The following is a 24,709-nucleotide window of genomic DNA, read 5'->3' on the forward strand; positions in this document are numbered from 1 at the left end:
CTCTTGTTTAGCGATAAAGTGAGTTGCCATGACTTCCCGTTTACTGATTATCGATGATGAGGCCGACCTGCTGGCGGCCCTGGCCCGGATTTTACCGGCGGAACTGGCCGAGTTGCAGGTGGAAACCGCCAGTAAGGCGGAGGCCGGGCTGGCGCTGATCCGGGAGCAGAGTATCGACGTGCTGTTGCTGGATATCCGGATGCCGGAGGTCAGCGGCCTGGATTTGCTGAGCGAAGTTAAAAAAATCGACCCCTGGGTGACGGTGGTGATGATGACCGCTTATGGCAGCATAGAAACGGCGGTGACGGCGGTCAAGCGCGGGGCCTATGACTTTATCACCAAACCCTTTGAAATTCCCGACCTGGTAATGGTTTTGCAAAAGGCCCTGGAGCGCAGCCGGTTGATTCGGGAAAACATGAATTTGCGCCAGCGGCTGCCGGAGCAGGCCGGTTTTGCCGGCTTGATCGGCCAGTCCCCGCGGATGCGCAAGCTTTACGAGGGGGTCCAGGCCCTGGCTCGCACCGACTACAGCGTCTTGATCCGTGGGGAATCGGGCACCGGCAAGGAGCTGGTGGCCCGGGCCATTCATCAATTGAGCAAGCGCGGACAGCGGCCCATGGTCACCGTCAACTGCCCGGCGATCCCCGAGAACCTGCTGGAAAGCGAGCTTTTCGGCCACAAGAAAGGGGCCTTCACCGGAGCGGACAAGGACCATGCCGGCCTTTTTCTTGAGGCTGACGGCTCCACCCTGCTGCTGGATGAGATCGGCGATATCCCGGTGAGTGTGCAGACCAAGTTGCTGCGGGCCCTGCAGGAGCGGGAAATTCGCCCGGTGGGCGGCGATAAGCCCCGCAGTGTGGATGTTCGCATCATCTCCAGCACCAATCAGGATCTGGAGGCCAAGATCAAAGCGCACAGCTTCCGGGAAGATCTTTACTATCGCTTGAATGTCGTTACCCTGCACACGCCTTCGCTGGCCGAGATTCCCGAAGATGTGCCGCTGCTGGCCGATTACTGCCTGCGGGTGGTTTGCCGGGAGCTGGAGTTGCCCCCTAAAAGCTTCAGTGTCGCGGCGCTGCAGGAAATCGCCCGCCGCCCGTGGCCGGGCAATGTGCGCCAGTTGCAGAATTTTGTCCGCCGCATGGTGCTTTTTGCCCCCGACCAGGAGATCGGATTGCCCGAGATCGGCGCGGTGGAAGAGCAGAGCGTGGGGCCGGCGGGGGGTAACGGCGGGGGAGAAGGACGTCCGGCCATCGAGCCTTACCTGCAGAGCAAGGATAAGCTGCTGGAGCGTTTTACCGCCGATTATGTCAAGCAGTTGCTGACCATGACCCAGGGCAATGTGACCCAGGCGGCGGATATGGCGGGGCTGAGCCGGGTGGCCCTGCAGAAAATCATCCGGCGGCAGAAGTTGCGCGCCGAAGATTTCCGCTGATGGTTCAGTTTTTTTGGAGGAATTTTTGAATCAGTTGCAGGTCCTGCCAGGCGTATTTTTTCATTTCCGGGTTGTGCAGTAAAAAATCCGGGGCCAGGGTGGGCATCAGGGGGATGTCGCGGTACTGGTGGAAGCGGCCCCGCAGTTGCAGCAGGTGTTTGCCGGTGCGCAGCAAGGCCTGGGCCGGCAGCGGCCCTAATGTGCAGATCAGGGCCGGGCGGATGGCCGCGATCTGCTGCTGCAAAAAAGGCAGGCAGGCGCTGATCGCCGCCGGCTCGGGGGGGGCGGGTGAGGTTGCGGCTTGCCTGGCCGCTTCCGGGATGCACTTGACCAGGGTGGTTAGATAAATCTGCCGGCGGCTGAGCTGGATGGCCGCCAGCATCCGGTCCAGCAGTTCCCCGGCTGCCCCCTGGCAAGGCAGACCGGCGCCTTCTTCGGCGGCGCCGGGATAGCCGGCGATCAGCAGCAGCCTGGCTTCGGCGCTCCCCTGGCCGAAGATAACTTTTTGGCGCCATTGATGGTGGGGGCACTGCCGGCAATCCTGAAGCTGTGCGGCCAGCACGGTCAGGTCCGGGACTTCCCGCTCGGCCTCCGCCGATTTCGAGGAGCGGGGGCGAGCGGGAGGCGCCGGTGACTTGGCCGCCCCCAGCTCGCCTGTTTTGGCGCTGTCCCGCCCCTGCCGCCCTTGGCAAGAGGGCTGCAGCAGGCGCAACAGGCCGGGGGAGGCCGGGTAGGCATCGACCCCCAATTCCCGGTGCAGCAGCACCAGGCCTTGCAAATCGGTCAACAGGCGCCGCAAAGGGAGGCGCCGGGTTTGAGGCGCGGACTGATTGCTCATGGCAGTGTCTTGCTCCGGCTTTGATGTGATCGGCTGGCCGCAGGTAAGGTCGCACTCGGACGTTGCCCTTACGTGGTCCGTTACGGACTGGCCCTTTTGCTCTGCATCCGTTATGATAAACAATTGCACTGAATAATTCGAGCAGGAAACCTCGACAAGCGGTATTCCTTCAAGACGCAACCGTTCACCAGGGCCGATAACCTAAGGAGGCGCAGTTTTATGGAGACCATCAAGGCCATTGAAAGCAGGCGGGCCATCAAGCATTTCGACCCCAATCATCGCATGAGCGAGGCCGAAGAACACCAACTGCTGTCTTTGGCCCTGCTTTCACCAACCGCCTTCAATATTCAGAACTGGCGATTTGTGCTGGTAAAGGATCCCATCCTGCGCCAGCTGATCCGGGCCGAGGCCTGGGATCAGGCCCAGGTGACCGATGCTTCGCTGCTCATCATTTTGTGCGCCGATCTGCTCAGCTGGGAAAAAAATCCGCAACGCTACTGGCACAACGCAACCCCGGAGGTGCAGGAGTTCCTGCTGCCGGCCATAGAATTTTATTACCGGGACAAGCCTCAGGTTCAGCGGGATGAGGCCATGCGCTCCTGCGGCATTGCCGCCCAGACCCTGATGCTGGCGGCCCGGAGCATGGGGTATGACTCCTGCCCCATGGACGGTTTTGATTACGAGGCGGTGGCACGGCTGATCAACCTGCCCGAGGATCATGTGGTAACGATGTTTGTGGCCGTCGGCAAGGGCATTAAACCGGCCTGGCCGCGCGGCGGCCAATTGCCTTTGGAAGAAGTGGTGATGGTTGATCGTTTTTAAGCCTCGATTGGTAAAATACTTGAATTTAATTTATTTATGCGCTAGTTCTGCCGGCAGTGAAATGATTGTTGAATATCTCAAGGAAAATTAACCTTAAGCGGAGATTGATGATGGCAAAATCATTGGTTGAAATGGCGGCGGAACTGGTTCAGGCTCAATGTTCATCAACCAGCCTGACGGCGGAAGAAATGGCCCAGTCTTTACAGGCCACCTACAATGTGCTGCATAATTTGCAGCAGGACGAGTCCCGCGGGGTGGCCGCCGATGTCGGCTTGGCTAAACCGGCTTTAACCGGCAGCCCGGAGAAGTCGATCCAAAAGCACAAGATCGTCTGCCTGGAATGCGGTGAAGAGTTCAAGACCCTCTCCTCCAAGCATCTCCAGACCCATGGCCTGACCGGTCGTGAATACCGCCAAAAATGGGGTCTGTCTTTGCGTCAGCCCTTGTGCGCCAGGGAGTTGACCGACCGGCGCAAGAAGTTGGGCAAGGCCCGGGGGCTGCCGGACAATCTGCGCAAATCCATTGCCGCTCGCAGCGGCAAAACTACCACCAAGGCCTCTGCCGGCACCAAGAAGGCCACCGCCGGTGCCGGGAAGAAGACCACCACCCGCAAGAGCAAGCCCTCTGCTGCCGCCAAGTCGGCTGCCACTAAATCTTGATCTTACTGTCAGTTTTTGGCCGGCTATTAAGATGATTGGTGTTTTTGATTCCGGGGTGGGCGGTATGACGGTGGCCCGGGCCATCGAGCAGGCCCTGCCCGATTACCGCCTGGTCTATTTTGGGGATCTGGCCCGTACCCCCTACGGCTCCAAGAGCTCGGATACCATTTCCCGCTACTCCTGCCAGAATGTCGATTTCCTGCTCTCCCGCGGGGCTAAAATCATCGTGGTGGCCTGTAACTCGGCGGCCAGTGTGGCGGCGGCCAACCTGCGCGCCGCTTACGATCTGCCCATCTTTGAAGTCATCGGCCCGGCGGTGGCCCAGGCCGCCCGTTTCAGCTCCCGGGGCCGGGTTGGGGTGATCGGCACTCGGGCCACCATCCGCAGCGGGGTTTACGAGCAGTTGCTGCAGCAGCAAAACGCCGGCTGCCGGGTTTTTTCCGCCGCCTGCCCGCTGCTGGTGCCCCTGGTGGAAGAAGGCTGGCTGGATAAACGGGAAACCAAGATGATCCTGCGCCGCTATCTGGCGCCCTTGAAACAGCAGCAGGTGGATACCCTGGTGCTGGGCTGCACTCATTATCCCTTGCTCAAAGAGCTGATCCAGCGGCGGATCGGCCGCCGGGTCCGGGTTATTGATTCTTCCCAGGCCCTGGCCGCCGAACTGGCCGCCTTCCTTAACGCCAACCCGGCGGTGGCTACCACCTTGAGTCGCCGGGAGGAAGGTGAAAACCTCTATTATGTTTCCGATGTCACCGAAGCGGCCCATCATACCGCCCGGCGGATCTTCGGCCGTTCCATCGATTTGCGGGCCGCCACCGGCACCGGTGATGTGTAACGGATTCCCCCAGAATTAAGCCGGTTTCCGGCCCTGCTACGAGAGAAAAAAATGTTTTGCTCTGCCCGTGAAATGGTGTTTGATCGCCGGCGCCTGCTGCTGCCCCTTTTGTTGATCCTGCTGCTGTTTGCTGACCGCTCAACGGTGGAGGCTGAAGCGGATCCCGACCCGGAGAAGCTGGCCGGCCGGCTGCAGGAGATTTATGACCAGGTTACCGGTTTCAAAGCCGAGTTTCAGCAACGGACGGCCATGCCCATGAGCCGCCGCCAGCGGGCGGGAGAAGGCACGGTGATGTTTCGCAAGCCCCATCAGATGCGCTGGGAATATGCCGCGCCGGATCACCAGGTGCTGGTGGGGGACGGTAAAGAGGTGCATTTCTATTCGGCCCGCAGCAACCAGTTGATGATCAGCGAGGTGGATACCTACCTGGACTCCGATGTTACTTACGCCTTTTTTGCCGGCACCGGCGACATCTTACGGGATTTTGCGGTAACGGCGGTGCCGGAGCGGGAACGGCCGGCGCTGCCCGCCGGTTACCACGCCCTGCGCCTGGAGCCCCGCGAACTGCATTCCCAGGTGGAGTATCTTGATCTGCTGGTGGGGGGCGAGCCCTTCTTCATTCGGCGGTTGGATATCGTCGACCATTTCGGCAGCGTTACCACCCTGGAATTTTCCAGAGTTGAACTGGACCCGGAGCTACCCGCTGATTTTTACCGTTTTGAGCCGCCGGAGGAAGTGGAAATTTTGCGCAACTAAAGGCGTTGCCCGCTTATCGCGCCTGCTCTACAGCCACCAGCCCGGTTAAATTTTTGCCTGCCAAAGGAAGTTATCGATGCGGATTGCAGTTATTTCCGACACCCATGATCATATCGCCAACCTGCGGGCGGCGGTGACCTACTGCAACTCATACCAGGTGGGGTTGATCATCCATTGCGGTGATCTGGTTTCCCCTTTCATGCTCTCCGAACTGGCCGCTTTCGGTGGGGCGGTGCACCTGGTTTACGGCAACAACCCCGGTGACAAGCATCTGATTTCCCAGTTCTGTGGCACCAGGTTTCCCGGTCTGACCCACCACGGCGACTTCGGCGCTTTAGAGGCGGCGGGCCTGAAGTTCGCCTTCACCCATTACCCCCAACTGGCCCGGGGCATGGCGGCCCAAGGTAACTTCGATGTGGTCTGCTGCGGCCACAATCATCGCTATCAGGTGGAAAAAATCGGGGAGACCCTGCTGATCAATCCCGGCGAGCTGCTGGGCAAAGACGACCAGCCCGGGTTTGCCGTGCTGGACGCGCTAAGCCGTCAGGTGGAGCGGGTGGAAATCGGCGATCGCCGCCAGGCCGGAGTGGATGGGAAATAAGGGCTGAATGGGGCACAACTCAGTTTTGCTGGCGGCGGATTTCGCTTAAGATTACCCCGGTGGCCACCGCCACGTTGAGGGATTCCACCCCGGCGGCCATGGGGATGGCCACCAGGTGGTCGCAGTGGCGGCTGACCAGGGGGCGCAAACCTTTCTGTTCGTTACCCATCACCAGGCAGATCGGGCCGCTGAAGCTGGTTTGATGCAATTGCTGCGGGGCCTGGCCGCCGGCGCCGTAAATCCAGAAGCCATGTTTTTTGAGTTGCGCCAGGGACTGGCTTAAGTTGGTCACCCGGCATATCGTCAGCAAGGGCAGGGTGCCGGCGGCGGCCTTCATCACCGTGCCGGTGAGCGGGGCGCTGCGGTCTTTGGGGATGAGCAGGCCGTCGGCCCCGAAGGCGGCGGCGGTACGTATGATGGCGCCCAGGTTGCGCGGGTCCTGGATGGAGTCCAGGGCCAGCAGCAGCTGGTTTTCTTTTGGCTGCAGGCTGGCCAGCAGGCCTTCCAGGGTCGGCTGGCCCGTGGCCTTCACCCGGGCCACCACGCCCTGGTGGCTGATTTCCTCTTCCAGGTTCAAATCCGCCGGGATCTCCGTGTGTACCGGAATGCCATGCCGGGCGGCCAGTTCCAGCAGCTCCCGGATGCGCTGGTCATCCCTTCGCGGGCTGATAAAAAGTTGGGCCACGGTGGCGGGTCGGTGGCTCAGCAGGGCGTAAACGGCATGGAAACCCCAGGCGGTGGTGGCGGCATGAAGGTTCCGGTCGCCGGCGTCACGCTTCCGGCCTGGCGCATGTTTTTGGGGCTGCCTGGTCATGAGTCGAATGGGGGCAGAGGAGTGCCGTCGGGGCGGCGCCGGCGGCGGCAGCGCTCGGCGGTGATGATGGCCCGCAGCAGCCCTTCGGCCTCGCTCAACTCATCGTTGACCACCAGGTAATCGTACCAGTCGGCTTCCTGCATCTCGCGCCGGGCGTTTTCCAGGCGCAGCTCAATCACCTCCCGGCTGTCGGTGCCGCGGCCGTGCAGCCGTTGTGCCAGAACCCGGGCCGAGGGCGGGGCAATAAAGAGAAAAACAGCTTCCACCCCCGTCTGCTCCTTGAGCTGCCGGGCCCCCTGGACATCGATGTCCAGCAGGATGTCCTCGCCGCGGATCAAAGCCTGCTGGACCGCCTCGCGGCTGGTGCCGTAAAAGTTGCCGTGAACTTCGGCCCACTCCAGGAAATCATCTGCCTCGCGGCGGCGGGTAAACTCTTGCCGGTCGATGAAATGGTAATCCACCCCGTTTTCTTCCCCGGCCCGCGGCGCCCGGGTGGTGTGGGAGACGGAAAAGCCAATTCCGGGGGTGTCGGCCAGGATTCTTTTCAGTAGGGTGGTCTTGCCGGCCCCGGATGGGGCGGAAACCACCAGCAGGCAGCCTTTGTTCATTTGCTGGCGTCCTTAAGCTGTTCTTCCTCGCCTTTCCCCCGTTGCTCCAGCGGGGCGGAAAAACGCAGGGAGATGGTTTCCGGCTGCACCGCCGAGAGCACCACGTGGTTGCTGTCTAAAATGATGATGGAACGGGTGCGGCGACCTTCGGTGACGTCGATCAGCCTTTTCTGCTCCTTGGCCTCTTCCCGCAGCTTCTTCATGGGCGAGGACTTGGTGTTGACCACCGCCAGCACCCGCCCGGCCGGTACGGCGTTGCCGAAACCGACATTAATCATCCGCTGATCCATCTTTCCGTTCCTCTCCGTTATTCCAGGTTCTGGACCTGCTCCCGCATCTTTTCCACTTCGTTTTTCATCTCCACGCTCAACTGGGCGATCCCGGCTTCGTTGATTTTGGAGGCAATGGTGTTGATCTCCCGGAAAAATTCCTGCAAGAGAAAATCCAGCCGGCGGCCGCTGGGCTCATCGGCGGCGAGAAAGGCGGCAAACTGGTTGCAATGGCTCTCCAGCCGAGCCAGTTCTTCGCTGATATCGGTTTTGTCGGTGAGCAGGGCAATTTCCTGGGCCAGCCGGATCGGTTCAATTTCCTGATCCCCCAGCAGTTTCTGCAGGCGCTGCCGCAGTTTATCACCCCGCCGGGTCACCAGTTCCGGCACCTCGGCCGTCAACCGTTCCAGGTGGCGGCGCAGTCCGGCCAGGTACCCGCGCAACTCCTCTTTGGTGGCGGCGCCTTCCTGCTGCCGCATGACCCTGGTGTTTTCCAGGGCCGCCACCAGGGCCTGGCGGATCAGGGGCCAGTCGCCTTCCGGATCCTGGCGGACCTCTTCGGGGGTGAAAACCCCGGGCAGGTCTTTCAGCATCGCCAGCGAGGGCCGGTCGGCCAGGCTCAACTCATCCCTCAGCAGGTTCAGCCCGCGCCAGTATTCCCGGGCCAGAGAGAGATCCACCGCCAGCCTGGTGCCGGCCTCGCCGCCGGCCAGGCCCAGGTTGACCTCCACCCGGCCCCGGCTGTACTCGCGGGCCACCTCCCGCTTGACCGTCTCCTCCAGGGAGGCATAAGACTTGGGCAAACGGATCTTGATATCGCAATAACGGTGGTTGACCGAGCGGACCTCCACCGTCCAGGTGCGCTCACCGGCGCTGGCTTCGCCGCGGCCGAAGGCGGTCATGCTACGGGGAAAATTGATCATATGCGGTTTCCGGGATCGTAAGTCTGATAAGGTGGCAACTGTATTTATTACGGCGGCAATATAAACTTCAGCCCGGACAATGGCAAGCGGCTTGATTGGTGGTTGGGGTTGGGGCCACTTAAGTGGTTAATTCTTTTAAATTTCAATTTGCTTTCTGGCCCGCGCCACAGGTAACATGTATAAGTCTTGTCTTTTTCCCAGCACGGAGGGACGGCTGTTTGCGGTGGAAGCCGGGCGGTGTCGTTAGCGCCGGTGGAATTTTAAGGAGAAGCATGGGCATGAGCCTTAACCGGTTACTTGAGAGATTGCTTCCTGGTTCAACGGAATCGTCGGTGATCCTGGCGGTGGCCTTTTGCGCCCTGGCGGTACTCGGGTTGGCATTGCTGGCTTTGCTGGGCTGGCTGGCGGAACTGCCCCGGCTGGCCTCTTTCGGCCCCGGTATGATTCCCATGGCCCCGAGCACGGCCCTGTTTTTCCTGCTCTGCGGGTTGGCGCTGCTGGTTCTGCTTGAGCCTTTCAGCACCTTTTGGCGCCGGCTGTTGCTGTTGCCGCCGCTGATGGTGCTGGTTGCTTTTTCCCTGCTGGTCTATTTTCTTGCCGCCAAGGGCGTATATATGCGGGTTGAGCACCTGGGGCTGGATATTTCCGGCCTGCTCAACGGGGTGCCCGTGGGGCACATGTCCCCCCTGACCGCCTTTGGCTTCGTCTGGTTGGGTTTGGTCCTGGCCCTGTTGCTGGCGGCCCGGCTCTGGTCCCGGCCGGCCGGGGTCGAGGCCCGGGCCTTTTACGGCCTGATCCTGATTTTCGTGGTGCTGATCGCCGGGATCATCACCGCCGGTTTTGTCTCGTTTCGTCATCATGAGCAGGGGCACCGGGCGGCCATGGTCCATGAACTCTCCGCCGTGGCCGCCCTTAAAGCCGAAAGAATCACCGCCTGGCTCCGGGAGTTGCAGTTGAACGGAGAGGAACTGGCGCGCAACCACGGCTTTGCCGATCGGGTTGAAAAATGGCTGCAGCATGATGACCTGCAGGAACGCGAGGTGGTGTTAAGTCGCCTGGCAGATCAGATGGAGGTGTACAATTTCTATGGTATCACCTTGCTGGCTGCCGATAAACAATATGTTTACAGTCAGGGTCTTAACTGGGACCGGCGGGAGGAGGTGAAAGAACTGCTGGAACTGGCCGCCGATACCGGCTGGGTGGTGCGCAGCGACCTGTTCAAGGACGATGCGGGGGTGGTGCACATGATCTGGGTGGTGCCGATCATTGCCGATCCCCGGCGGCCGCCGGTGGCCTTTGTGATCCGCTCGGTCATGGCCGGTGACTTCCTGTTCCCCTTTCTGGCCGGCTGGCCGGGGGCCAGCCAGAGTGCCGAAACCCTGCTGGTACGGCCGGAGGGCAAGCAGGTGCGCTATCTCAATCCGCCCAGGTTCGCCTCCGCTTCCCCTTTGGAACTGGTTTTGCCGCTGGGCCGGGAGGAAGTACCGGCGGTGCAGGCGGTTCTGGGGCGGCAGGGTATTGTCGAAGGGGTCGATTACCGGGGGGTGCCGGTGGTCGCCGCCTTGCAGCCGGTGCCCCAAACTTCCTGGTATCTGCTGGCCCGCATGGACATGGCGGAGATGTATGCCCCGCTGCGGGAGCGGTTATGGGTGATTATGCTGGCCGTTCTGGTCCTGCTGATGGTTGCCGCCGCCGGCGTGGTCCTGCTCCGGCGCCGGCAACAGCACGACCAGCAACTGGCCCGGCTGAGCCGCGAAGCCCAGCGCCAGCGGCACCAAAAAGCGGAACTGGAGCAACAGGTGGCCCGGCGCACCGCTCAGCTGGCGACGGTCAACCGTGAGCTGGAGGCCTTTACCTATTCGGTTTCCCATGACCTCAAGGCGCCTCTGCGCGGGATCGAGGGCTACAGCCGGCTGCTGCTCCGGGATTACCAGGAGCAACTGGATGAAGATGGGCGGCTTTTGGTCGGCTATATCTGCCGGGGCGTGGAGCAGATGCAGGAACTGATCGAGGCCCTGCTGGCCTATTCCCGCCTGGAGCGGCGGGAAATAAAACAGCAGGGGGTGGAACCGGCCGGGCTGGTGCAAGCGGTACTGGCAGGCTTTGCCGACCAGCTTGAGGCCGCCGGGGTGGAACTGCAAGTAGAGGTGCCGGAATGTAAGGTGTGTGCCGACCCCGAAGGCTTGCGTATGGCCCTGCGCAACCTGCTGGCCAACGCCATAAAATTCAGTCGTAACTCCCGGCCGCCGCGGGTGTCGATCCGGGCCGTGCCCCAGGGTGGCAAACTGCTGCTGTCGGTGCAGGATAACGGGGTTGGGTTTAAGATGAAAGACGCGGAGCGGATTTTTGAGATCTTTACCCGCCTGGCCAGGGACCACGATGAGGCCGGCAGCGGGGTGGGGCTGGCGCTGGTACGTAAGGCCGTTGAGCGGATGGGTGGCCGGGTCTGGGCGGAAAGCGAGCCCGGTTGCGGCGCGACCTTTTGGCTGGAGATTCCCTTGGCGGCTGCACCGCACCGGGATCAAACGACCGCCGAGCATCCTATGAATGCTCATGATCGGAGCATAATGCAGGGGAGTTGATGATGAAGGGGGAAGCAGCGGGAGAAGCAACAGGTAAGCGTATTCTCTACCTGGAAGACAATCCCATGGACGTTGATCTCACCCGGCGTACCTTGGCCCGGCTGCAGCCGGATTGTCGGTTGCAGGTGGCGGGTACCGTTGCCGAGGCCCTGGAGTTGCTGGCACCGGCTGAGCCGCCCTATGACGTGGTGCTCCTTGATCTGCGTCTGCCCGACGGTAGCGGCTTGGAGGTGCTGAGTGCCATCAGGGCCCGCAAATTGCCCCTGGCGGTGGTGGTTTTAACCGGTTCTGGCAGTCGTGATGCCGCCATTGCCGCCCTCCAGGCCGGTGCCGACAACTACCTGGTCAAGCAGGATGATTATCTGGAGCGCCTGCCCAGCACCCTGGAGTTTGCCCTGGAACATTTCCGGCAACAGGGAAGTGGCTGGAGTAGGGCTTTGCGCGTGCTCTATGCCGAACATAAAACGGCGGATGCCGAACTGGTACAGGAACACCTTGCCGAGCATGCGCCTCATGTAAGCCTGGAGAGGTTCAGCGATGGGGCCGCGCTGCTGGCCCGGCTGAGCGGGCAACAGGGAGTGGTGGCCGGCGATGTTTTGTTGCTGGATTTTGATTTGCCGGACATCGATGCCCTGGAAGTGGTGAAAAGGTTGCGTGAAGAGATAAGGCTGGATGTGCCGGTGGTGCTCATCGGCAATCAGGGCAGCGAGCATGAAGTGGCCGAGGCCATGGGGCTGGGGGTGGCCGACTACCTGATTAAACAGTCCGGTTACCTTTACGGGTTGCCTAATACCCTGGAGCAGGTTGCCCGCCTGGCCCAGTTGCAGCGGGAACAGGCGGCCCTGCGGGCCAGCGAGCAGCGCCACCGCCTGCTGGCCGCCGCCCTGGATGCCAGCCGGGATGGTATGGTGATTACTGATCTTAAAGGAAAAATTGTCGCCATCAACCCGGCTTTCACCACCATTACCGGCTACTGCCAGGATGAGGCCCTGGGCAAAAACCCGAGGATCTTGCAGTCCGGTCGCCACGATCGCGCTTTTTATCAGGCAATGTGGGCCAGTCTCAAAAAAAACGGCCACTGGCAGGGTGAGGTGTGGAATCGCCGCAAAAACGGTGAAATTTACCCGGAATTGCTCTCCATCAGCACGGTCTACGACGACGGCGGACAGCCGGCCTACTATGTCGGGGTCAAAACCGATCTTACCAGCCTGCGCCGGAGCGAGGAGCAGTTGCAGTATTTGGCCCACCACGACCCGCTGACCGGTTTGCCCAATCGCCTGCTGCTGGAAGCCCGCCTGGAGCACGGCCTGGAGCGGGCCCGGCGGGAAGGGGGCAAGCTGGCCGTGATGGTGATCAACCTGGATCGTTTTCGGACCATCAACGACAGCCTGGGCTACGCCGCCGGGGACCGGCTGTTGGAAGAGATCAGCCAGCGCCTGCGCGATTGTGTGCGGGCCGAAGATACCCTGGCCCGGCTGGCCGGCGATGAGTTCGCCCTGGTGCTGGAGATGATCCACGATTACCGGGAGGCGGAGATCATGGGGCGGCGCCTGCAACAGGCCCTGGATGAACCTTTCACCTTGCCCGACGAATATGAGGCCTTCATGCATTTGAGCATCGGGATCAGTGTTTATCCCCAGGACGGGGACACGGTGGATATCCTGTTGCGGGGGGCCGATATCGCCGTGGGTCTGGCCAAGGAAGGTGGCGGCGGCCAGGTTTTTTATACTTCCGCTGACCTGAATAGCCAGGCCCGGCGTACCTTGGAGCTGGAAGGGGCCTTGCGCCGGGCCCAGGAACAGGGCGAGTTCCTGCTTTACTATCAACCCAAAGTGGATCTGCACAGCGGCCGGGTGGTGGGGGTTGAGGCCCTGCTGCGCTGGCGGCGACCCGGGCACGGGCTGGTTTCTCCGGGGGAGTTTATCCCGGTGGCGGAACGCAGCGGCTTGATTGCCGACCTTGGCACCTGGGTGATCCATGAGGCCTGCCGCCAGATTCAAGCCTGGCGGGAAGCGGGCCTGGGAGAAGTGAGGGTGGCGGTCAATGTTTCGGCCCGCCAGTTTAATCATGGCGACCTGAAGGAAATCCTGGCCGGCGCCCTCAAGACCCATGATGTGAAGGGGGAACTGTTGACCCTGGAACTCACCGAAAGTATGCTGATGCTCAACCCCGAAGAGGCCATAACCCGGATGGCGACTCTCAAGGAGTTGGGTGTCAAGCTGGCGCTGGACGACTTCGGCACCGGTTTCTCCAGCTTTTCCAGCCTGAGCCGTTTCCCCATTGATCAACTGAAGATCGATCGCAGCTTTGTCGCCGGGCTGGCCGTCGAAGCCGATGCGTCCACCATCGCCGTTTCCATCATTGCCATGGCCCACCGGATGGGCCTGAAAGTGGTGGCGGAAGGGGTGGAGACCGAGGTCCAAAGCGGTTATCTGCGTCAAAATGGCTGCGAGGAGATGCAGGGGTTTCTGTTCAGCAAACCCTTGCCGGCCGAGGAGTTGGCCGAGTTGTTGCGGCAGGGCCGTGCCATGGAGGTGCCGGAGGTGGCGGATGAGCAGACCCTTTTGATTGTCGATGACGAGATCAATGTCTTGAAGGCCCTGCAGCGCTTGTTGCTGGATGAAGGTTACCGGGTGCTGACCGCCCCCGATGCCGCCACCGGCCTGGAATTGCTGGCCCGCCACCGGGTGCAGGTGATTATTTCCGACCAGCGGATGCCGGGCATGAGGGGGATCGAGTTTTTAAGCCGGGTCAAAGAGATCTATCCGGATACGGTACGGATGGTACTTTCCGGTTATGCCGACCTGGAAACGGTGGTGGAGGCGGTTAACGAGGGGGCGCTGTACAAGTTTCTGGCCAAGCCCTGGAAGGACGACCTGCTGCTGGAGCACATCCGGGAAGCCTTTCTTTATTACCAGGCGGTTGTTCGGCCTCGCCAGTAATCGTTCAGCCGTACCGCACCTTCGGGCGATCAGCCAGGCTTGAGTACCGGTGTACGCGGCGCCTGGCTGCTTACCCGAATTTGCGGCACGGCTGAACGATTACGGCCCGTTAGACCGGTAGGTTTGTACCCCTGGTAAACGAGTTATCCTCGCCAGGCTGGCCATGGCTGATAAGGAGCAAGCATGAGCAAAGAGGAACTGGACGGATTGCCGCCCGGCGATTATGAATTGCAGCCGCAAAATTCCGTGATCTGGCAGGCCAAGCGAGAATGGGAGTCCATTGTGGACTGCCTGGATGTGATGGTGCTGCTGGTTGATCAGTCCGGCTTGATCCGGCGCTGCAATCAGGCCTTTGCCTGTTTTCTGGTCCGCCCTTATGAGGAGGTCAACGGCCGCCTCTGGCCGGAGCTGTTTGCCGAGTGCGGTCTGGTTGAGGAGATTCGCAACGGTAACCGGGCCGAATATTATCATGGCCCCAGCGGGCGTACCTTCTGCTGCTGCTTTTACCCTTTTGCCGCTGAATATGCCGACGTCAAAGGCCTGGTGCTGGCCCTCCGGGATGTCTCCGAGCGGCACCGGGTGGCCACCGAGTTGCAGCGCAAAAACAGCGAGCTGGCGGCGGCCTATGACGACCTCAAGGCCTCCCAGGCCAAGCTGCTGCAGCAGGAAAAGCTGGCCTCCATCGGTCAGTTGGCCGCCGGGGTGGCCCACGAGATCAACAACCCGGTGGGTTTTGTGACCAGCAACCTGGGCTCCATGGTTAAGTACCTGGACAAGATCAGCCGTTTTTTAAGGGAGGAGCAGCGCCTGCTGGCCGCTGCCGCTGATCGGGAGTTACAGGAAAAAATCGAGGTGCAACGCCAGGCTTTAAAGCTTGATTTTGTCCTGGCCGACGCTGCCGATTTGCTCCGGGAGTCCCTGGAAGGGGTGGGGCGGGTGAAAAACATCGTGCAGAATCTCAAGCGCTTTTCCCGGGTGGACCAGGCCCTTTACCAGCGGGTTGATCTTAACCAGTGCCTGGAAGACACCTTGAATATTGTCTGGAATGAATTGAAATATAAAGTCACCCTGACCAAGGAATACGGGGAGTTGCCTTTGACCTGGTGTTACCCCCAGCAACTCAACCAGGTTTTCATGAACCTGCTGCTCAACGCGGTCCAGGCCATCGAGAAAGAAGGAGAGATTGGCATTCGGACCTGGGCGGAAGGGGGGGCAATTCTGGTCAGTATCAGCGACACCGGGTGCGGCATTCCTTTTGAGCACCAGAAGCGTCTGTTTGATCCCTTTTTTACCACCAAAGAGGCGGGCAAAGGGACCGGGCTGGGGTTGAGCATCGTCTACGATATTGTGGTTCAGCAGCATGGCGGCGAGGTGATGGTTTGCAGTGAGCCGGGTCGGGGAAGCGTTTTTCGGATATGGCTGCCGGTTCGGGAGCAGGAATGAAGTGCCCCCTGCGGGTGAAATCATGGAGACAAGGCGATAATGATAGACAAGCAACAGCAGCCGGCAGCAGCGGGTGGGCCAAAAGAGGCGGCCGGCGGTTTCGTGCTCTTTGTCGATGACGAAGATAACATCCTGCGGGCCCTGCGCCGGCTTTTCCAGGAGGAAAAGTTTGAAGTGGTCACCGCGACTTCGGGGGAGGAAGCCCTGGAGATCATCTCCCGGCGGGATGACTGCGCGGTGATTGTTTCCGACCAGCGGATGCCGGGATTGAGTGGGGTGGAAACCCTGGCCCGGGTGCGAAAGCAAGCACCGCTGATTTTACGGCTTTTGCTGACCGGTTATGCCGATATTGAAGCGGCCATGGATTCCATCAACCGGGGCGGGGTTTTTCGTTATATCACCAAGCCCTGGCAGGATGAGGAGTTGCTTCAGACGGTGCGCCACGCCCACCAACATCATCACCTGGTCAAGGAAAACCTGCGCCTGAGTGAACTGGTTAAAAAACAGAACGAGGAGTTGAAAAGATGGAACTCCGAGTTGGAAAACATGGTGCAGGAGCAGACCGAAGAGTTGCAGCGCAGCTATGATGAACTGAAGGCCTTCAACAGCCGTCTGCGGGCCAACTTCAAAAGCGTGATCACTGCCCTGGCCGGGCTGATGGAGCTGCGCAACAAGCGGATGCGCAGCCATTCCCAGAACGTGGCGGAGATTGCCGCCCGGGTTGGGTCGGAGTTGAAGCTGGCGGTGGCCGAGCGGGAAAATCTGGTGGTGGCGGCCCTGCTGCACGATATCGGCAAACTGGGAATGCCCGATGTGATGCTGCTGGTGGATCCGTTTCAAATGGATGAAGCGGAGATGGAGGAGTATCAAAAACATCCGGTTCGCGGCCAGGTGGCCCTGGACCGGATCGAGGACCTGCGGGAGGCGGCACGGATTATCCGCCATCACCATGAACATTACGATGGTGGCGGTTTCCCCGATGGCTTGAAGCAGCGGGAGATTCCGCAAGCCGCCCGGATCATCGCCCTGATTGATTTTATCGATCAGGAGACCCGGCGCTACCAGGGCAGCAGCGGGCTGTCGATCGCTTTCAAAAAGGCGCGGGAAGGGGCGGGGAGCAGGTTTGACCCCAGGTTGATCGCCCCGGTGGAAAAAGTGGCTCGCCGGTTTTACCGGCGTCGCCTGCCCAAAGTCGAGTTTGTGGAAATGGAGTTGCAGCCCAAAGACTTGGCTGCCGGTATGACCTTGAGCCGGGATTTCTTCAGCGGCACCGGCATTCTGCTGCTCAGCAAGGGGACGGTGCTGACCGAGGCCAACCTGAGTATCCTGCGCCGTTATGCCCAGCTTGACCCGACCAAGCGCGGGGTCTTCGTCTCCATCAAAGATGACGGAGACGAAGAGGGTGAGGGAGAAGACGGGGGCAACGGCGCAGAAGCTTAAGCTGCCCGGTCGATGATGTTGCCGCCCAGCTGCTGAATGCGCTCATCAACGGCGGCCAGGGCCTTGTCGATGGTCTTGTAGGAAATATCCGGCAACTTCCCGCCCCAGATCTTTTCCGCCTCTTTAAAGCCCCGCAGTAATCCTTCCCGGCCGGCCCGCAGCATTTCCAGGTTGTCGCCGGCCCCTTTGAGAACAAACTGGGTCAGCCTTTCAGCGGTCTTTTCCACCCCCCAGTAGCCGTCTTTACCCACCAGCAGCTTGGCTTCCGCTTGATTGGTCGGCAAGTTGCCGTGCTGGTTGAATTTACTCAGCGGCAGTCCGTCGGCCAGTTTCACCGCCAGGCGTTCGGCGGCGCTCTGGTTGCGGAAATCGACGTTGCTGTGCCTGCTTACCTCCAGGCTCAGTTGAGTAACCCTGGTGGTAAGCGAGTGAATCCCGGCCGAGCGGTCGGCGCCGGTTTTGCCGCCGCTTTTGCTCGACCAGGTGGTTTGTTGCTCGAAGTACTGGAAATTCAGGGCATAGGTCTGGGTGTTGGCGGCAAGCATGGCTTTCCCTCCGAAAATTTAAGATCCATTATGGGGCTCCGGCGGGCAGGCTCGGCAGGTGCCGATGTCCGGGGCGGAGCGTTATGGCAAAACAAGAAACAAGTGGATACTTTGCTTATCGGTAGCGGTCCGGTATAGCTCAAGGAAAAAGTTGTAAACGTTCGTCCTTGCCTTTTTGGCCCCGGCTTGCTACTTTGCCCGCGTTTAAGTTTCTTTTTGCCGATGGGGAGAAGATGTCTGACCAAATGGAAAACCAGCAGTTCCCGGAAGGAATGGAGCCTTTGGGTGAGGAGGGGTTTACCTTTGCCTGTAACCCTGAAGTGCCCTGCTACACCCGCTGTTGCCATCGGCTGGAGTTACAGCTTTATCCTTATGATATCATTCGCCTGAAAAACCGGCTTAAGATCGGTTCCGAAGAGTTTCTCGAGAACTATGCCGCGGTGGTGCAGGGCGCCAATCCCTTCTTCCCTTCGGTGATGCTGCGGATGCGGCCGGAGGATGGCTATCCCTGCCCTTTTCTCGATCCCGCCAGCGGTTGCACAGTCTACCGCGACCGTCCCTCGGCCTGCCGGACCTACCCCCTGGAGCGGGCGGTGGACCGCCGCCGGCAGCAAGGGCGTAACCGTGATTTTTATTTCCTGGTCCGCCACGATTATTGCCAGGGGCACGGCCGGGGGCGGCAGTGGACGGTGCCGGAGTGGCTGGCCGACCAGCAACTGCTGCCCTACAATGCCATGGCCGATCGCTGGGCCGAGATGGACACCCTTTTTGCCGCCAACCCCTGGCAAGGGGAAGGGGCGGCCGGGCCGCGCCAGTTACTGGCTTTCATGGTCTGCTACAATATCGATCGTTTCCGTGCTTACGTCCGCGAGCATGATCTGCTCCGCCGCCAGCGCCTGGATAAGGCCCGCCGCCGGGCCATTGAAATGGATGACGAGGCGCTGCTCTCTTTCGGCTTCGACTGGCTCCGTCAGGTGCTGAGCAACTCTTGAGCTTTTCTTCCCCCCCAAACGTAAAAAAAATTCAAGCCCGCCTTTGATTTTCCGATAAAGAGATTAAGCCTGTGGCCTTTAGGGGCCGCGCCGGCTGCCAACCAAACTTTACGGCAAAGACGGGAGAACTGACATGAGTGTCGGTAGTATTTCCACCCTGGGTGTAGGTTCCGGGCTGGAGTTACAGAGCATCCTCGAGGATCTGCGGGGGATCGATGAAAAACAGCGGCTTGATCCGCTGAAGAAAAACATCGATCGCTACGAGGCCCAACTCGAGGCCTTCACCGTGGTCCAGAACAAGCTGCTGGACATGCGCTCCCACGTTCGCGATCTCGGCCTTGAAACCACCTATCTCACCAGCGCGGCCAGCAGTTCCAACGAAAGCGTGGCCACCGCCACTGCCGCCGCCGGGGTGGCCGAACAGTCGCTCTCCATGGAAGTTGAACGGTTGGCCAGCCGCAGCACCTTGCTGTCCGAGGGGGTGGCTGATCGGGGTACGGTGATTTCCGACGATGCCAGTGTTTTTTCCTACCGGGTAGGGGATGGCGATTTGGTCACCGTGGAGGTGCCGGAGGGCACCACCCTGGAGGGGCTGGTTCAACTGATCAACAATGATCCTGCCAATGCCGGAGTCAGCGCCAGAATCATCGACAACGGTGACATGGACAACCCTTTCCAGCTTATTCTGCGGGCCAATGAAACCGGCAGCAACAACTTTATCCAGATTGAAGAACTGCCTGACGCCAGTCCCGCGATGGATACCCGCCTGGAAGGAGAAGAGCCGGCGGCGCTCAACGCCAGCTTCATCCTTGATGGCATCAGCTACCGGCGCCAGGGCAATACGGTTGCCAACGTCATCGACGGCCTGACTTTCGAGTTGCAGCAGACCGGCCTGACCACCCTCAGCGTTAGCCAGGATACCAGCAATGTTCGCGAATTGGTGGTTGACCTGGTGGCGGCTTACAACGAGGTGGTCCAGGAGATCGCCGGCAAGAGCCGTTTTGACGAAGAAACCGGAAAACCGGGGGTGCTGGCCCGCACCACCGTTTCCGGCTTGCGCCACGAGTTGCAGAACCTGATGACCGCCACTTACCAGGGCGACGAATCCGGGGCCATCCGCAACATGTTCGACCTGGGGTTGGAGTTTCAGCGCGATGGCAGCATCGTCCTTAATGAGGAGATGCTGGACGAGGCCCTGGCGGCCAATCCGCAGGCGGTGCGGGACTTCATGCTGGGAGACTTCAAGCGCGAGGCTCCGGGCTTTGCCGATCGGCTCCAGGATCGGTTGGGCTCCATCGCCAGCTACGGCGGGCAGATCAGTACCGAGCGGAATAGCGCCGAAGACCGGATTCGTGATCTTGAAACCCGGATCGAGTCGGAACGGGAACGACTGGATCGCCGCTATGCTGTACTGACCCGGCAGTTTATCGAACTGGACAGTTACATGAGCCGGATGACCCAGATGAGTGACTACCTGACTTCGCAGTTTGACAGTCTGTCCCAACTGGCCCCCGGCTCCAGGAAGAAATAATAATACAACCCGGCAACCCCAAGGAGAGTAACCATGTACGCACGCAACAGGGTTCAGGCTTATCGGCAGAGCGAAAGCGCCGCCGTTCATCCGGTGAAGTTGATCCACATGATCTATGAGCGGGTGCTGACCCATCTTGCCTATGCCGAAGAGGCTGTGGTCGCCAATGATCCCCTGCGGCGGGGAGAAAACCTGAGTAAGGCCATTGCCCTGATCAGTGAACTCAATGCGGCCGTCAACCCCAAGGACGAGTCCGAAGCCGCCGCCTTTTTGCGCGGCCTGTACGGGGCGATCATGGTGGAACTGCCCAAGGTGGCCATCAATAACGATGCTGAAATTTTGCGTCAAGCCGCCCGCTACATTGCCGAATTGAAAAAGGTCTGGGAAGAGACGGCCATGCAGGAAAGCGGCGTGCTGGCCGAAAAAAAGGCCGCCATGCAGCCCTCTCAAGAGGCGAAGGCCAAAATGACCCCGGTTTCGGTGTCCATTTAACAGTTCACCTGCCGGCGGGCCGTTCAACCGCAGCAACATCGGCGCCGGGCTTTGGCGCCAGGGAGCAGATCATGAAACCTCTAACGGGGCAGGCACATAATCAGGCGATGGACCCGTGGATGGCGCTTGAACAATACACGGCCATGCAGGAGGAGCACCTTGAGGCTCTGCGCCGGGGCAATCTGCGCGAGATGTCACGCTGGCAGGCGGAAAGGGAGCGGGCCTTTACCATCTTGCAACGGGCCCTGGATGGCCTGGGTGATTTAAGACTCCTGAAAGACCAAGGGCTTGTCCAGCATTTGCGTGAGCGGATCGGCGCCTTGCTGGCGCGGGAGAACCTTTTGCGCAAACAGGTGCGTGACCACCGGCAGCGGACCAGGGAACAACTGGCCTCTCTTCGCAAGGGTCGCCAGGCGGTGCGCCGCCTGGGCACCCAGCCGGAGGCAACCCCGCGGCCGCGGTTTATCAGTAACCTGGCTTAAGGCTGGAGAAAAAATAACATTTGTGACTGACACCCGAATTTTGCTGTCTGGCCTGACAGGCAGCTGGGTTGAGTGATTAAGTTTGATGCGTTGTTTGGTTATGGCCAGGGAGGCCGCCGACCAAAATTTGCCGCCCTGAAAGGCGGTATGAGGAGGATCGTCATGGATGTCAATCTGCACAACGAGGCCAAGAGTTATGGGCTGCCCGCCGCCACTGCGGTGGAGCGGGAAGAGAAGAACCGTCCCCCGGTTACCCCGGTGGCCGACAGCGGTGCTGCCGCCAAGGGAAAACCCGAGGACCGCTCTCGCTTTGACCAACCGTTGCGGGAAAACCGGCAGGTATCGCCTGAAGAGGCCGAAGAGCTGGCCAAGGAGATGCAGGCGCGCCTGGATTCCATCGGCAACACCCGGTTGAACTTCTCCTTGCACCGTGACCCGGAAGCCGTGGTGGTTCAGGTCACCGACCGCAAAAGCGGTGATGTGATCAAGCAGTTCCCCGCCGAGGAAAGCCTGGCGCTGCGCCAAAAGCTCAATGAACTGGTAGGGATGCTGTTCGACGGTAAAGCCTGATTTTTTCAGCATACCGGTATCTGTTTTCCCGCCCGTTAAATCTTTTAGCCGGGCCTTGGCGCCGCCGGCGTTAAGGTCGGCGCTGGGTTGCGCGCAAAATCCATCCCGGCAGTCGTCTTCCCCCTTTTCATCCCTTTCCCCTCTATCCGCAGCGGGATCTCTTCAGGGTTCTTCCAGTTTAATAATTTAGTTGCCGCGTTTTTGTGGTTCTTGGGCAATATCTCTGATATTTCATCTTTTTTCCAATAGTGAAGAGCTTATTTGGCGGCCGTGTTTTTCCCTTGACAAGTTTTCGGTCCTCTCGTATAGGTAAACGCTCACTGGTTAAAAAAATGAATTGTCGTTCAATTTTTAGGCGCATCTTAACAGCTTCCTAATTAATCACCAAAATTCATCATAAAAACAACAAAAGGAGAACCGGTTATGTCTAAATTGGTACCCCCCCATGGCGGAAAAGGTCTGGTTTGCTGCAAGCTGCACGGCAATGAGTTGGTCGCCGAGCAGGATAAGGCCAAGGGCCTGAAAAAGGTTCAGATCAGCGCCCGCGCCAAAGGCGACCTGATCATGATGGGCATCGGCGGCTTCAGCCCGCTGGATGGCTTCATGACCAAGGCCGACTGGAAGAGCGTGTGCGAAAACTACACCCTGGCCGACGGCACCTTCTGGCCGGTACCCATCACCCTGGATGTCAGCCAGGCCGACGCCGACGCCATCAAGGAAGGCGATGAGATTGCCCTGGAGCGCGACGGCGTGATCTACGCCACTATGAAGGTCACCGAAAAGTACGCCATGACCGAGACCGAGAAGAAATGGGAGTGCGAGAAGGTCTTCAAGGGCAAGGGCGAAGAGTCCGCCGACGACAAATTCTGGAAGATCGCTCTCGAGGATCATCCCGGCGTACAGATGGTTATGGCCCAGAAGGAATTCAACCTGGCCGGCACGGTTAAGGTCCTTTCCGAAGGCGAGTACCCGGATCAGTACAAGGGTGTTTACCTGACCCCCGCCGAGACCCGGGCCATGTTCGAAGAGCGGGGCTGGAAGGAAGTTGCCGCCCTGCAGTTGCGTAACCCCATGCACCGCTCCCACGAATACCTGGCCAAAATCGCCATCGAAGTTTGTGACGGTGTGTTGATCCACTCCCTGATCGGCAACCTCAAGCCCGGCGACATCCCCGCCGATGTCCGGGTCAAGGCCATTGACTGCCTGGTGGACAAGTACTTCGTGAAAGACAATGTCATCCAGGCCGGCTACCCGCTGGATATGCGTTACGCCGGTCCCCGCGAGGGCCTGTTGCACGCCACCTTCCGTCAGAACTACGGGGTCAGCAAGATGATCATCGGCCGCGACCACGCCGGTGTGGGCGACTTTTACGGCCTGTTCGAGGCCCAGGAGATCTTCGACGAGATCCCCGCCAACAGCGATCCCGGCAAGGCCCTGCTCTGTCAGCCGCTGAAGATCGACTGGACCTTCTACTGCCACAAGTGTGACGGCATGGCTTCCCTGCGGACCTGCCCCCACGGCAAGGAAGACCGGGTTATCCTCTCCGGCACCAAACTGCGTAAGGCTCTCTCCGAGGGTGCCGAGATCGTTGACCACTTTGGTCGCGACGAGGTTCTGGAGATTCTTAAAGCGTACTACCAGGGTCTCACCGAGAAGGTTGAGGTTAAAATGCAGGGTGCGGCCTCCGGCGACACCATGAAATAGTAAACGTCCAGCAGCACCGCATCTTGCAGCGATCGGCCCGGCTTGCGTACCTGGGGTACGCGGCGCCGGTCCGCTTGCTGCAACCTGCGGCAATGCTGAACGTTTACTGCGTTGGGTCGTGTGTTTTTTTGCGGCCCTGATAAGGGGCGAGGAGAGTGCTAAGCGCTTTCCCCGCCCCTTTTTTTAATTATGATGTCATCAGGGAAAATTTGTATGGAACGACAGGGAGCTATTGCTGATGCCACGGCGGTGCCGGTGGGTTTGGGGGCGCGCTCTTATGAGATTTTGATCCGGGCCGGGTTGCTGGCCGAGGTGGGGCGGGATCTGGCCGGCCTGGGGATTGCCCGGCGCTGGGCGGTGGTGGCCGATGACCGGGTGGCCTCGCTCTTTGGCCGCGAGTTGCAGGAGAGCCTGGCGGCGGCAGGGATCAAGGCTGAGTTGCTTACCTTTCCCCATGGCGAAGAGAGCAAGCACCTGGCCACGGTGGCTGAGTTGGCCAGCGGTCTGGCCCGGCTGGGGTTGGACCGCGGCGACGGGCTGATCGCTCTGGGCGGTGGGGTCAGCGGCGACATCACCGGTTTTCTGGCCTCCATATACCTGCGCGGCATTCCCTTTGTCCAGGTGCCCACCACCCTGCTGGCCCAGGTGGACAGCTCGGTGGGGGGCAAGACCGGGGTGGATATCCCCGAGGGCAAAAATCTGGTGGGCACCTTCTATCAGCCCCGGCGGGTTTATATTGACACCGCAGTGCTGGAGCGACTGCCCGAAGGCGAACTGCTCAACGGATTGGCCGAGGTGATCAAGTACGGCATGATTTACGATGCGGCTTTTTTGCGCCGGCTAAAGGAGCAGCGCCAGGCGATCCTGGCCCTGGAGCGTCCGGTGCTGGCCGGGGTGATTGCCCGCTGTTGCGCCATCAAGGCGGAAGTGGTGGCCGCCGACGAGCGGGAGGCCGACCTGCGCCGGATTCTCAACTTCGGCCACACCCTGGGCCATGCGGTGGAGGCAGCCTCCGGCTACACCCTGGCCCACGGTAGGGCGGTGGCCATCGGCATGGCGGCGGTGGGGGAGATTGCCGCCGACAAAGGCCTGTGGCGCCAGGAGGAGGCCGACGAACTACGGCAGTTGCTCACGGAGTACGGCCTGCCGGTGCAGGTGCCGCCGGAACTGGACCGCCAGCAAATTAAAAAATACCTCAAGACCGATAAGAAAACCGTCGCCGGCCGCCCCTTCTTCGTCCTGCCCACCGCCCCGGGCAAAGTGATCATCACCGACGAGGTCACCGAGGCCCAGATCGACCGCGCCCTGGCTGTGTGAATATGAGAAGGTAAGGTCACAGGTTATAGTGCGGGGTGAGGGGTGAGGTAGTGATGTCGGCGGGGCAACGTCAAAGTCCCGTGAGGACTGGACGGGGGCCGCGAAACCC

The 24,709-nt window shown here is 60.3% G+C and carries 23 protein-coding genes; 17 read left to right on the forward strand and 6 right to left on the reverse strand.

Features of this window, described 5'->3' with window-relative positions; all coding sequences use genetic code 11:
• Positions 1 to 28: 28 nt before the first annotated feature.
• A complete protein-coding gene (locus tag DAAHT2_RS01400) occupies positions 29 to 1,435 on the forward strand; it encodes a sigma-54-dependent transcriptional regulator (RefSeq protein WP_013162514.1) in 1,407 nt (468 codons plus the stop codon).
• A gap of 4 nt (positions 1,436 to 1,439) precedes the next feature.
• Here the strand turns inward: DAAHT2_RS01400 and DAAHT2_RS01405 are convergent, their stop codons facing one another.
• Positions 1,440 to 2,273, reverse strand: coding sequence for a uracil-DNA glycosylase (locus DAAHT2_RS01405; protein WP_013162515.1), 834 nt, complete (start codon positions 2,271 to 2,273; stop codon positions 1,440 to 1,442).
• Between the two features lie 219 nt (positions 2,274 to 2,492).
• Here DAAHT2_RS01405 and DAAHT2_RS01410 point away from each other — a divergent pair, with 219 nt between their 5' ends.
• The 5 genes from DAAHT2_RS01410 to DAAHT2_RS01430 all read left to right on the forward strand — a co-directional run bounded on the left by DAAHT2_RS01410 (position 2,493) and on the right by DAAHT2_RS01430 (position 5,946).
• Complete coding sequence (locus tag DAAHT2_RS01410; protein ID WP_013162516.1) at positions 2,493 to 3,095, forward strand: nitroreductase family protein; 603 nt, start codon at positions 2,493 to 2,495, stop codon at positions 3,093 to 3,095.
• Positions 3,096 to 3,205: 110 nt separating this feature from the next.
• Positions 3,206 to 3,754, forward strand: a complete 549-nt coding sequence (locus DAAHT2_RS01415) for a Ros/MucR family transcriptional regulator (RefSeq protein WP_013162517.1) — start codon at positions 3,206 to 3,208, stop codon at positions 3,752 to 3,754.
• 31 nt (positions 3,755 to 3,785) lie between these two features.
• Entirely contained in the window at positions 3,786 to 4,589 is an 804-nt protein-coding gene (gene murI, locus DAAHT2_RS01420; RefSeq protein ID WP_013162518.1) for a glutamate racemase, read from the forward strand.
• 51 nt (positions 4,590 to 4,640) lie between these two features.
• Positions 4,641 to 5,345, forward strand: a complete 705-nt coding sequence (gene lolA, locus DAAHT2_RS01425; RefSeq protein ID WP_013162519.1) for an outer membrane lipoprotein periplasmic chaperone LolA — start codon at positions 4,641 to 4,643, stop codon at positions 5,343 to 5,345.
• A gap of 76 nt (positions 5,346 to 5,421) precedes the next feature.
• Complete coding sequence (locus DAAHT2_RS01430) at positions 5,422 to 5,946, forward strand: metallophosphoesterase (protein WP_013162520.1); 525 nt, start codon at positions 5,422 to 5,424, stop codon at positions 5,944 to 5,946.
• Positions 5,947 to 5,965: 19 nt separating this feature from the next.
• Here the strand turns inward: DAAHT2_RS01430 and rlmB are convergent, their stop codons facing one another.
• From rlmB to DAAHT2_RS01450, 4 genes are read right to left on the reverse strand one after another with little or no spacing between them, the layout of a single operon-like run.
• A complete protein-coding gene (gene rlmB, locus DAAHT2_RS01435) occupies positions 5,966 to 6,760 on the reverse strand; it encodes a 23S rRNA (guanosine(2251)-2'-O)-methyltransferase RlmB (RefSeq protein WP_013162521.1) in 795 nt (264 codons plus the stop codon).
• Positions 6,757 to 7,368, reverse strand: a complete 612-nt coding sequence (gene gmk, locus DAAHT2_RS01440) for a guanylate kinase (protein WP_013162522.1) — start codon at positions 7,366 to 7,368, stop codon at positions 6,757 to 6,759. The genes rlmB and gmk overlap by 4 nt, the downstream gene beginning before the upstream one ends.
• Positions 7,365 to 7,658, reverse strand: a complete 294-nt coding sequence (locus tag DAAHT2_RS01445; protein WP_013162523.1) for a DUF370 domain-containing protein — start codon at positions 7,656 to 7,658, stop codon at positions 7,365 to 7,367. Before DAAHT2_RS01445 ends, gmk begins: the two co-directional genes overlap by 4 nt.
• A 17-nt stretch (positions 7,659 to 7,675) precedes the next feature.
• Positions 7,676 to 8,560: a YicC/YloC family endoribonuclease gene (locus tag DAAHT2_RS01450; protein WP_013162524.1), complete on the reverse strand. Its 885-nt coding sequence runs from the start codon at positions 8,558 to 8,560 to the stop codon at positions 7,676 to 7,678.
• A 278-nt stretch (positions 8,561 to 8,838) separates the two neighbouring features.
• On the opposite strand from DAAHT2_RS01450, the gene DAAHT2_RS13655 reads away from it, so the two are divergent.
• The 4 genes from DAAHT2_RS13655 to nosR all read left to right on the forward strand — a co-directional run bounded on the left by DAAHT2_RS13655 (position 8,839) and on the right by nosR (position 16,967).
• Entirely contained in the window at positions 8,839 to 11,142 is a 2,304-nt protein-coding gene (locus tag DAAHT2_RS13655; RefSeq protein WP_013162525.1) for a sensor histidine kinase, read from the forward strand.
• Entirely contained in the window at positions 11,142 to 14,084 is a 2,943-nt protein-coding gene (locus DAAHT2_RS01460; protein ID WP_218915029.1) for an EAL domain-containing protein, read from the forward strand. Before DAAHT2_RS13655 ends, DAAHT2_RS01460 begins: the two co-directional genes overlap by 1 nt.
• A gap of 183 nt (positions 14,085 to 14,267) precedes the next feature.
• A complete protein-coding gene (locus DAAHT2_RS01465) occupies positions 14,268 to 15,527 on the forward strand; it encodes a sensor histidine kinase (protein WP_013162527.1) in 1,260 nt (419 codons plus the stop codon).
• 39 nt (positions 15,528 to 15,566) lie between these two features.
• Complete coding sequence (gene nosR, locus DAAHT2_RS01470; protein WP_013162528.1) at positions 15,567 to 16,967, forward strand: response regulator c-di-GMP phosphodiesterase, NosR family; 1,401 nt, start codon at positions 15,567 to 15,569, stop codon at positions 16,965 to 16,967.
• Here the strand turns inward: nosR and DAAHT2_RS13660 are convergent.
• Entirely contained in the window at positions 16,964 to 17,512 is a 549-nt protein-coding gene (locus DAAHT2_RS13660; RefSeq protein WP_013162529.1) for a hypothetical protein, read from the reverse strand. The two genes, nosR and DAAHT2_RS13660, sit on opposite strands and share 4 nt — an antisense overlap.
• Positions 17,513 to 17,745: 233 nt before the next feature.
• Between DAAHT2_RS13660 and DAAHT2_RS01480 the strand changes: the two genes are divergently transcribed.
• The 7 genes from DAAHT2_RS01480 (at position 17,746) to aroB (ending at position 24,600) form a co-directional block, all read left to right on the forward strand.
• Positions 17,746 to 18,504 (forward strand): YkgJ family cysteine cluster protein, encoded by a 759-nt coding sequence (locus tag DAAHT2_RS01480; protein WP_218915030.1) that lies wholly within the window; start codon positions 17,746 to 17,748, stop codon positions 18,502 to 18,504.
• A gap of 133 nt (positions 18,505 to 18,637) precedes the next feature.
• Positions 18,638 to 20,035, forward strand: coding sequence for a flagellar filament capping protein FliD (fliD, locus tag DAAHT2_RS01485; RefSeq protein WP_013162531.1), 1,398 nt, complete (start codon positions 18,638 to 18,640; stop codon positions 20,033 to 20,035).
• 33 nt (positions 20,036 to 20,068) lie between these two features.
• Positions 20,069 to 20,527: a flagellar export chaperone FliS gene (gene fliS / locus DAAHT2_RS01490; RefSeq protein WP_013162532.1), complete on the forward strand. Its 459-nt coding sequence runs from the start codon at positions 20,069 to 20,071 to the stop codon at positions 20,525 to 20,527.
• Positions 20,528 to 20,646: 119 nt separating this feature from the next.
• The gene (locus DAAHT2_RS01495; protein ID WP_218915031.1) at positions 20,647 to 21,009 is read left to right on the forward strand and encodes a hypothetical protein; all 363 of its coding nucleotides are present in this window, start codon (positions 20,647 to 20,649) and stop codon (positions 21,007 to 21,009) included.
• 162 nt (positions 21,010 to 21,171) lie between these two features.
• Complete coding sequence (locus DAAHT2_RS01500; RefSeq protein WP_013162534.1) at positions 21,172 to 21,579, forward strand: flagellar protein FlaG; 408 nt, start codon at positions 21,172 to 21,174, stop codon at positions 21,577 to 21,579.
• A 423-nt stretch (positions 21,580 to 22,002) separates the two neighbouring features.
• On the forward strand, positions 22,003 to 23,283 hold the full coding sequence (gene sat, locus DAAHT2_RS01505; protein WP_013162535.1) for a sulfate adenylyltransferase: 1,281 nt from the start codon (positions 22,003 to 22,005) through the stop codon (positions 23,281 to 23,283).
• Between the two features lie 213 nt (positions 23,284 to 23,496).
• A complete protein-coding gene (gene aroB, locus DAAHT2_RS01510) occupies positions 23,497 to 24,600 on the forward strand; it encodes a 3-dehydroquinate synthase (protein ID WP_013162536.1) in 1,104 nt (367 codons plus the stop codon).
• Positions 24,601 to 24,709: the final 109 nt, after the last annotated feature.

It is taken from the genome of Desulfurivibrio alkaliphilus AHT 2, from assembly GCF_000092205.1.
Classification (GTDB): domain Bacteria; phylum Desulfobacterota; class Desulfobulbia; order Desulfobulbales; family Desulfurivibrionaceae; genus Desulfurivibrio; species Desulfurivibrio alkaliphilus.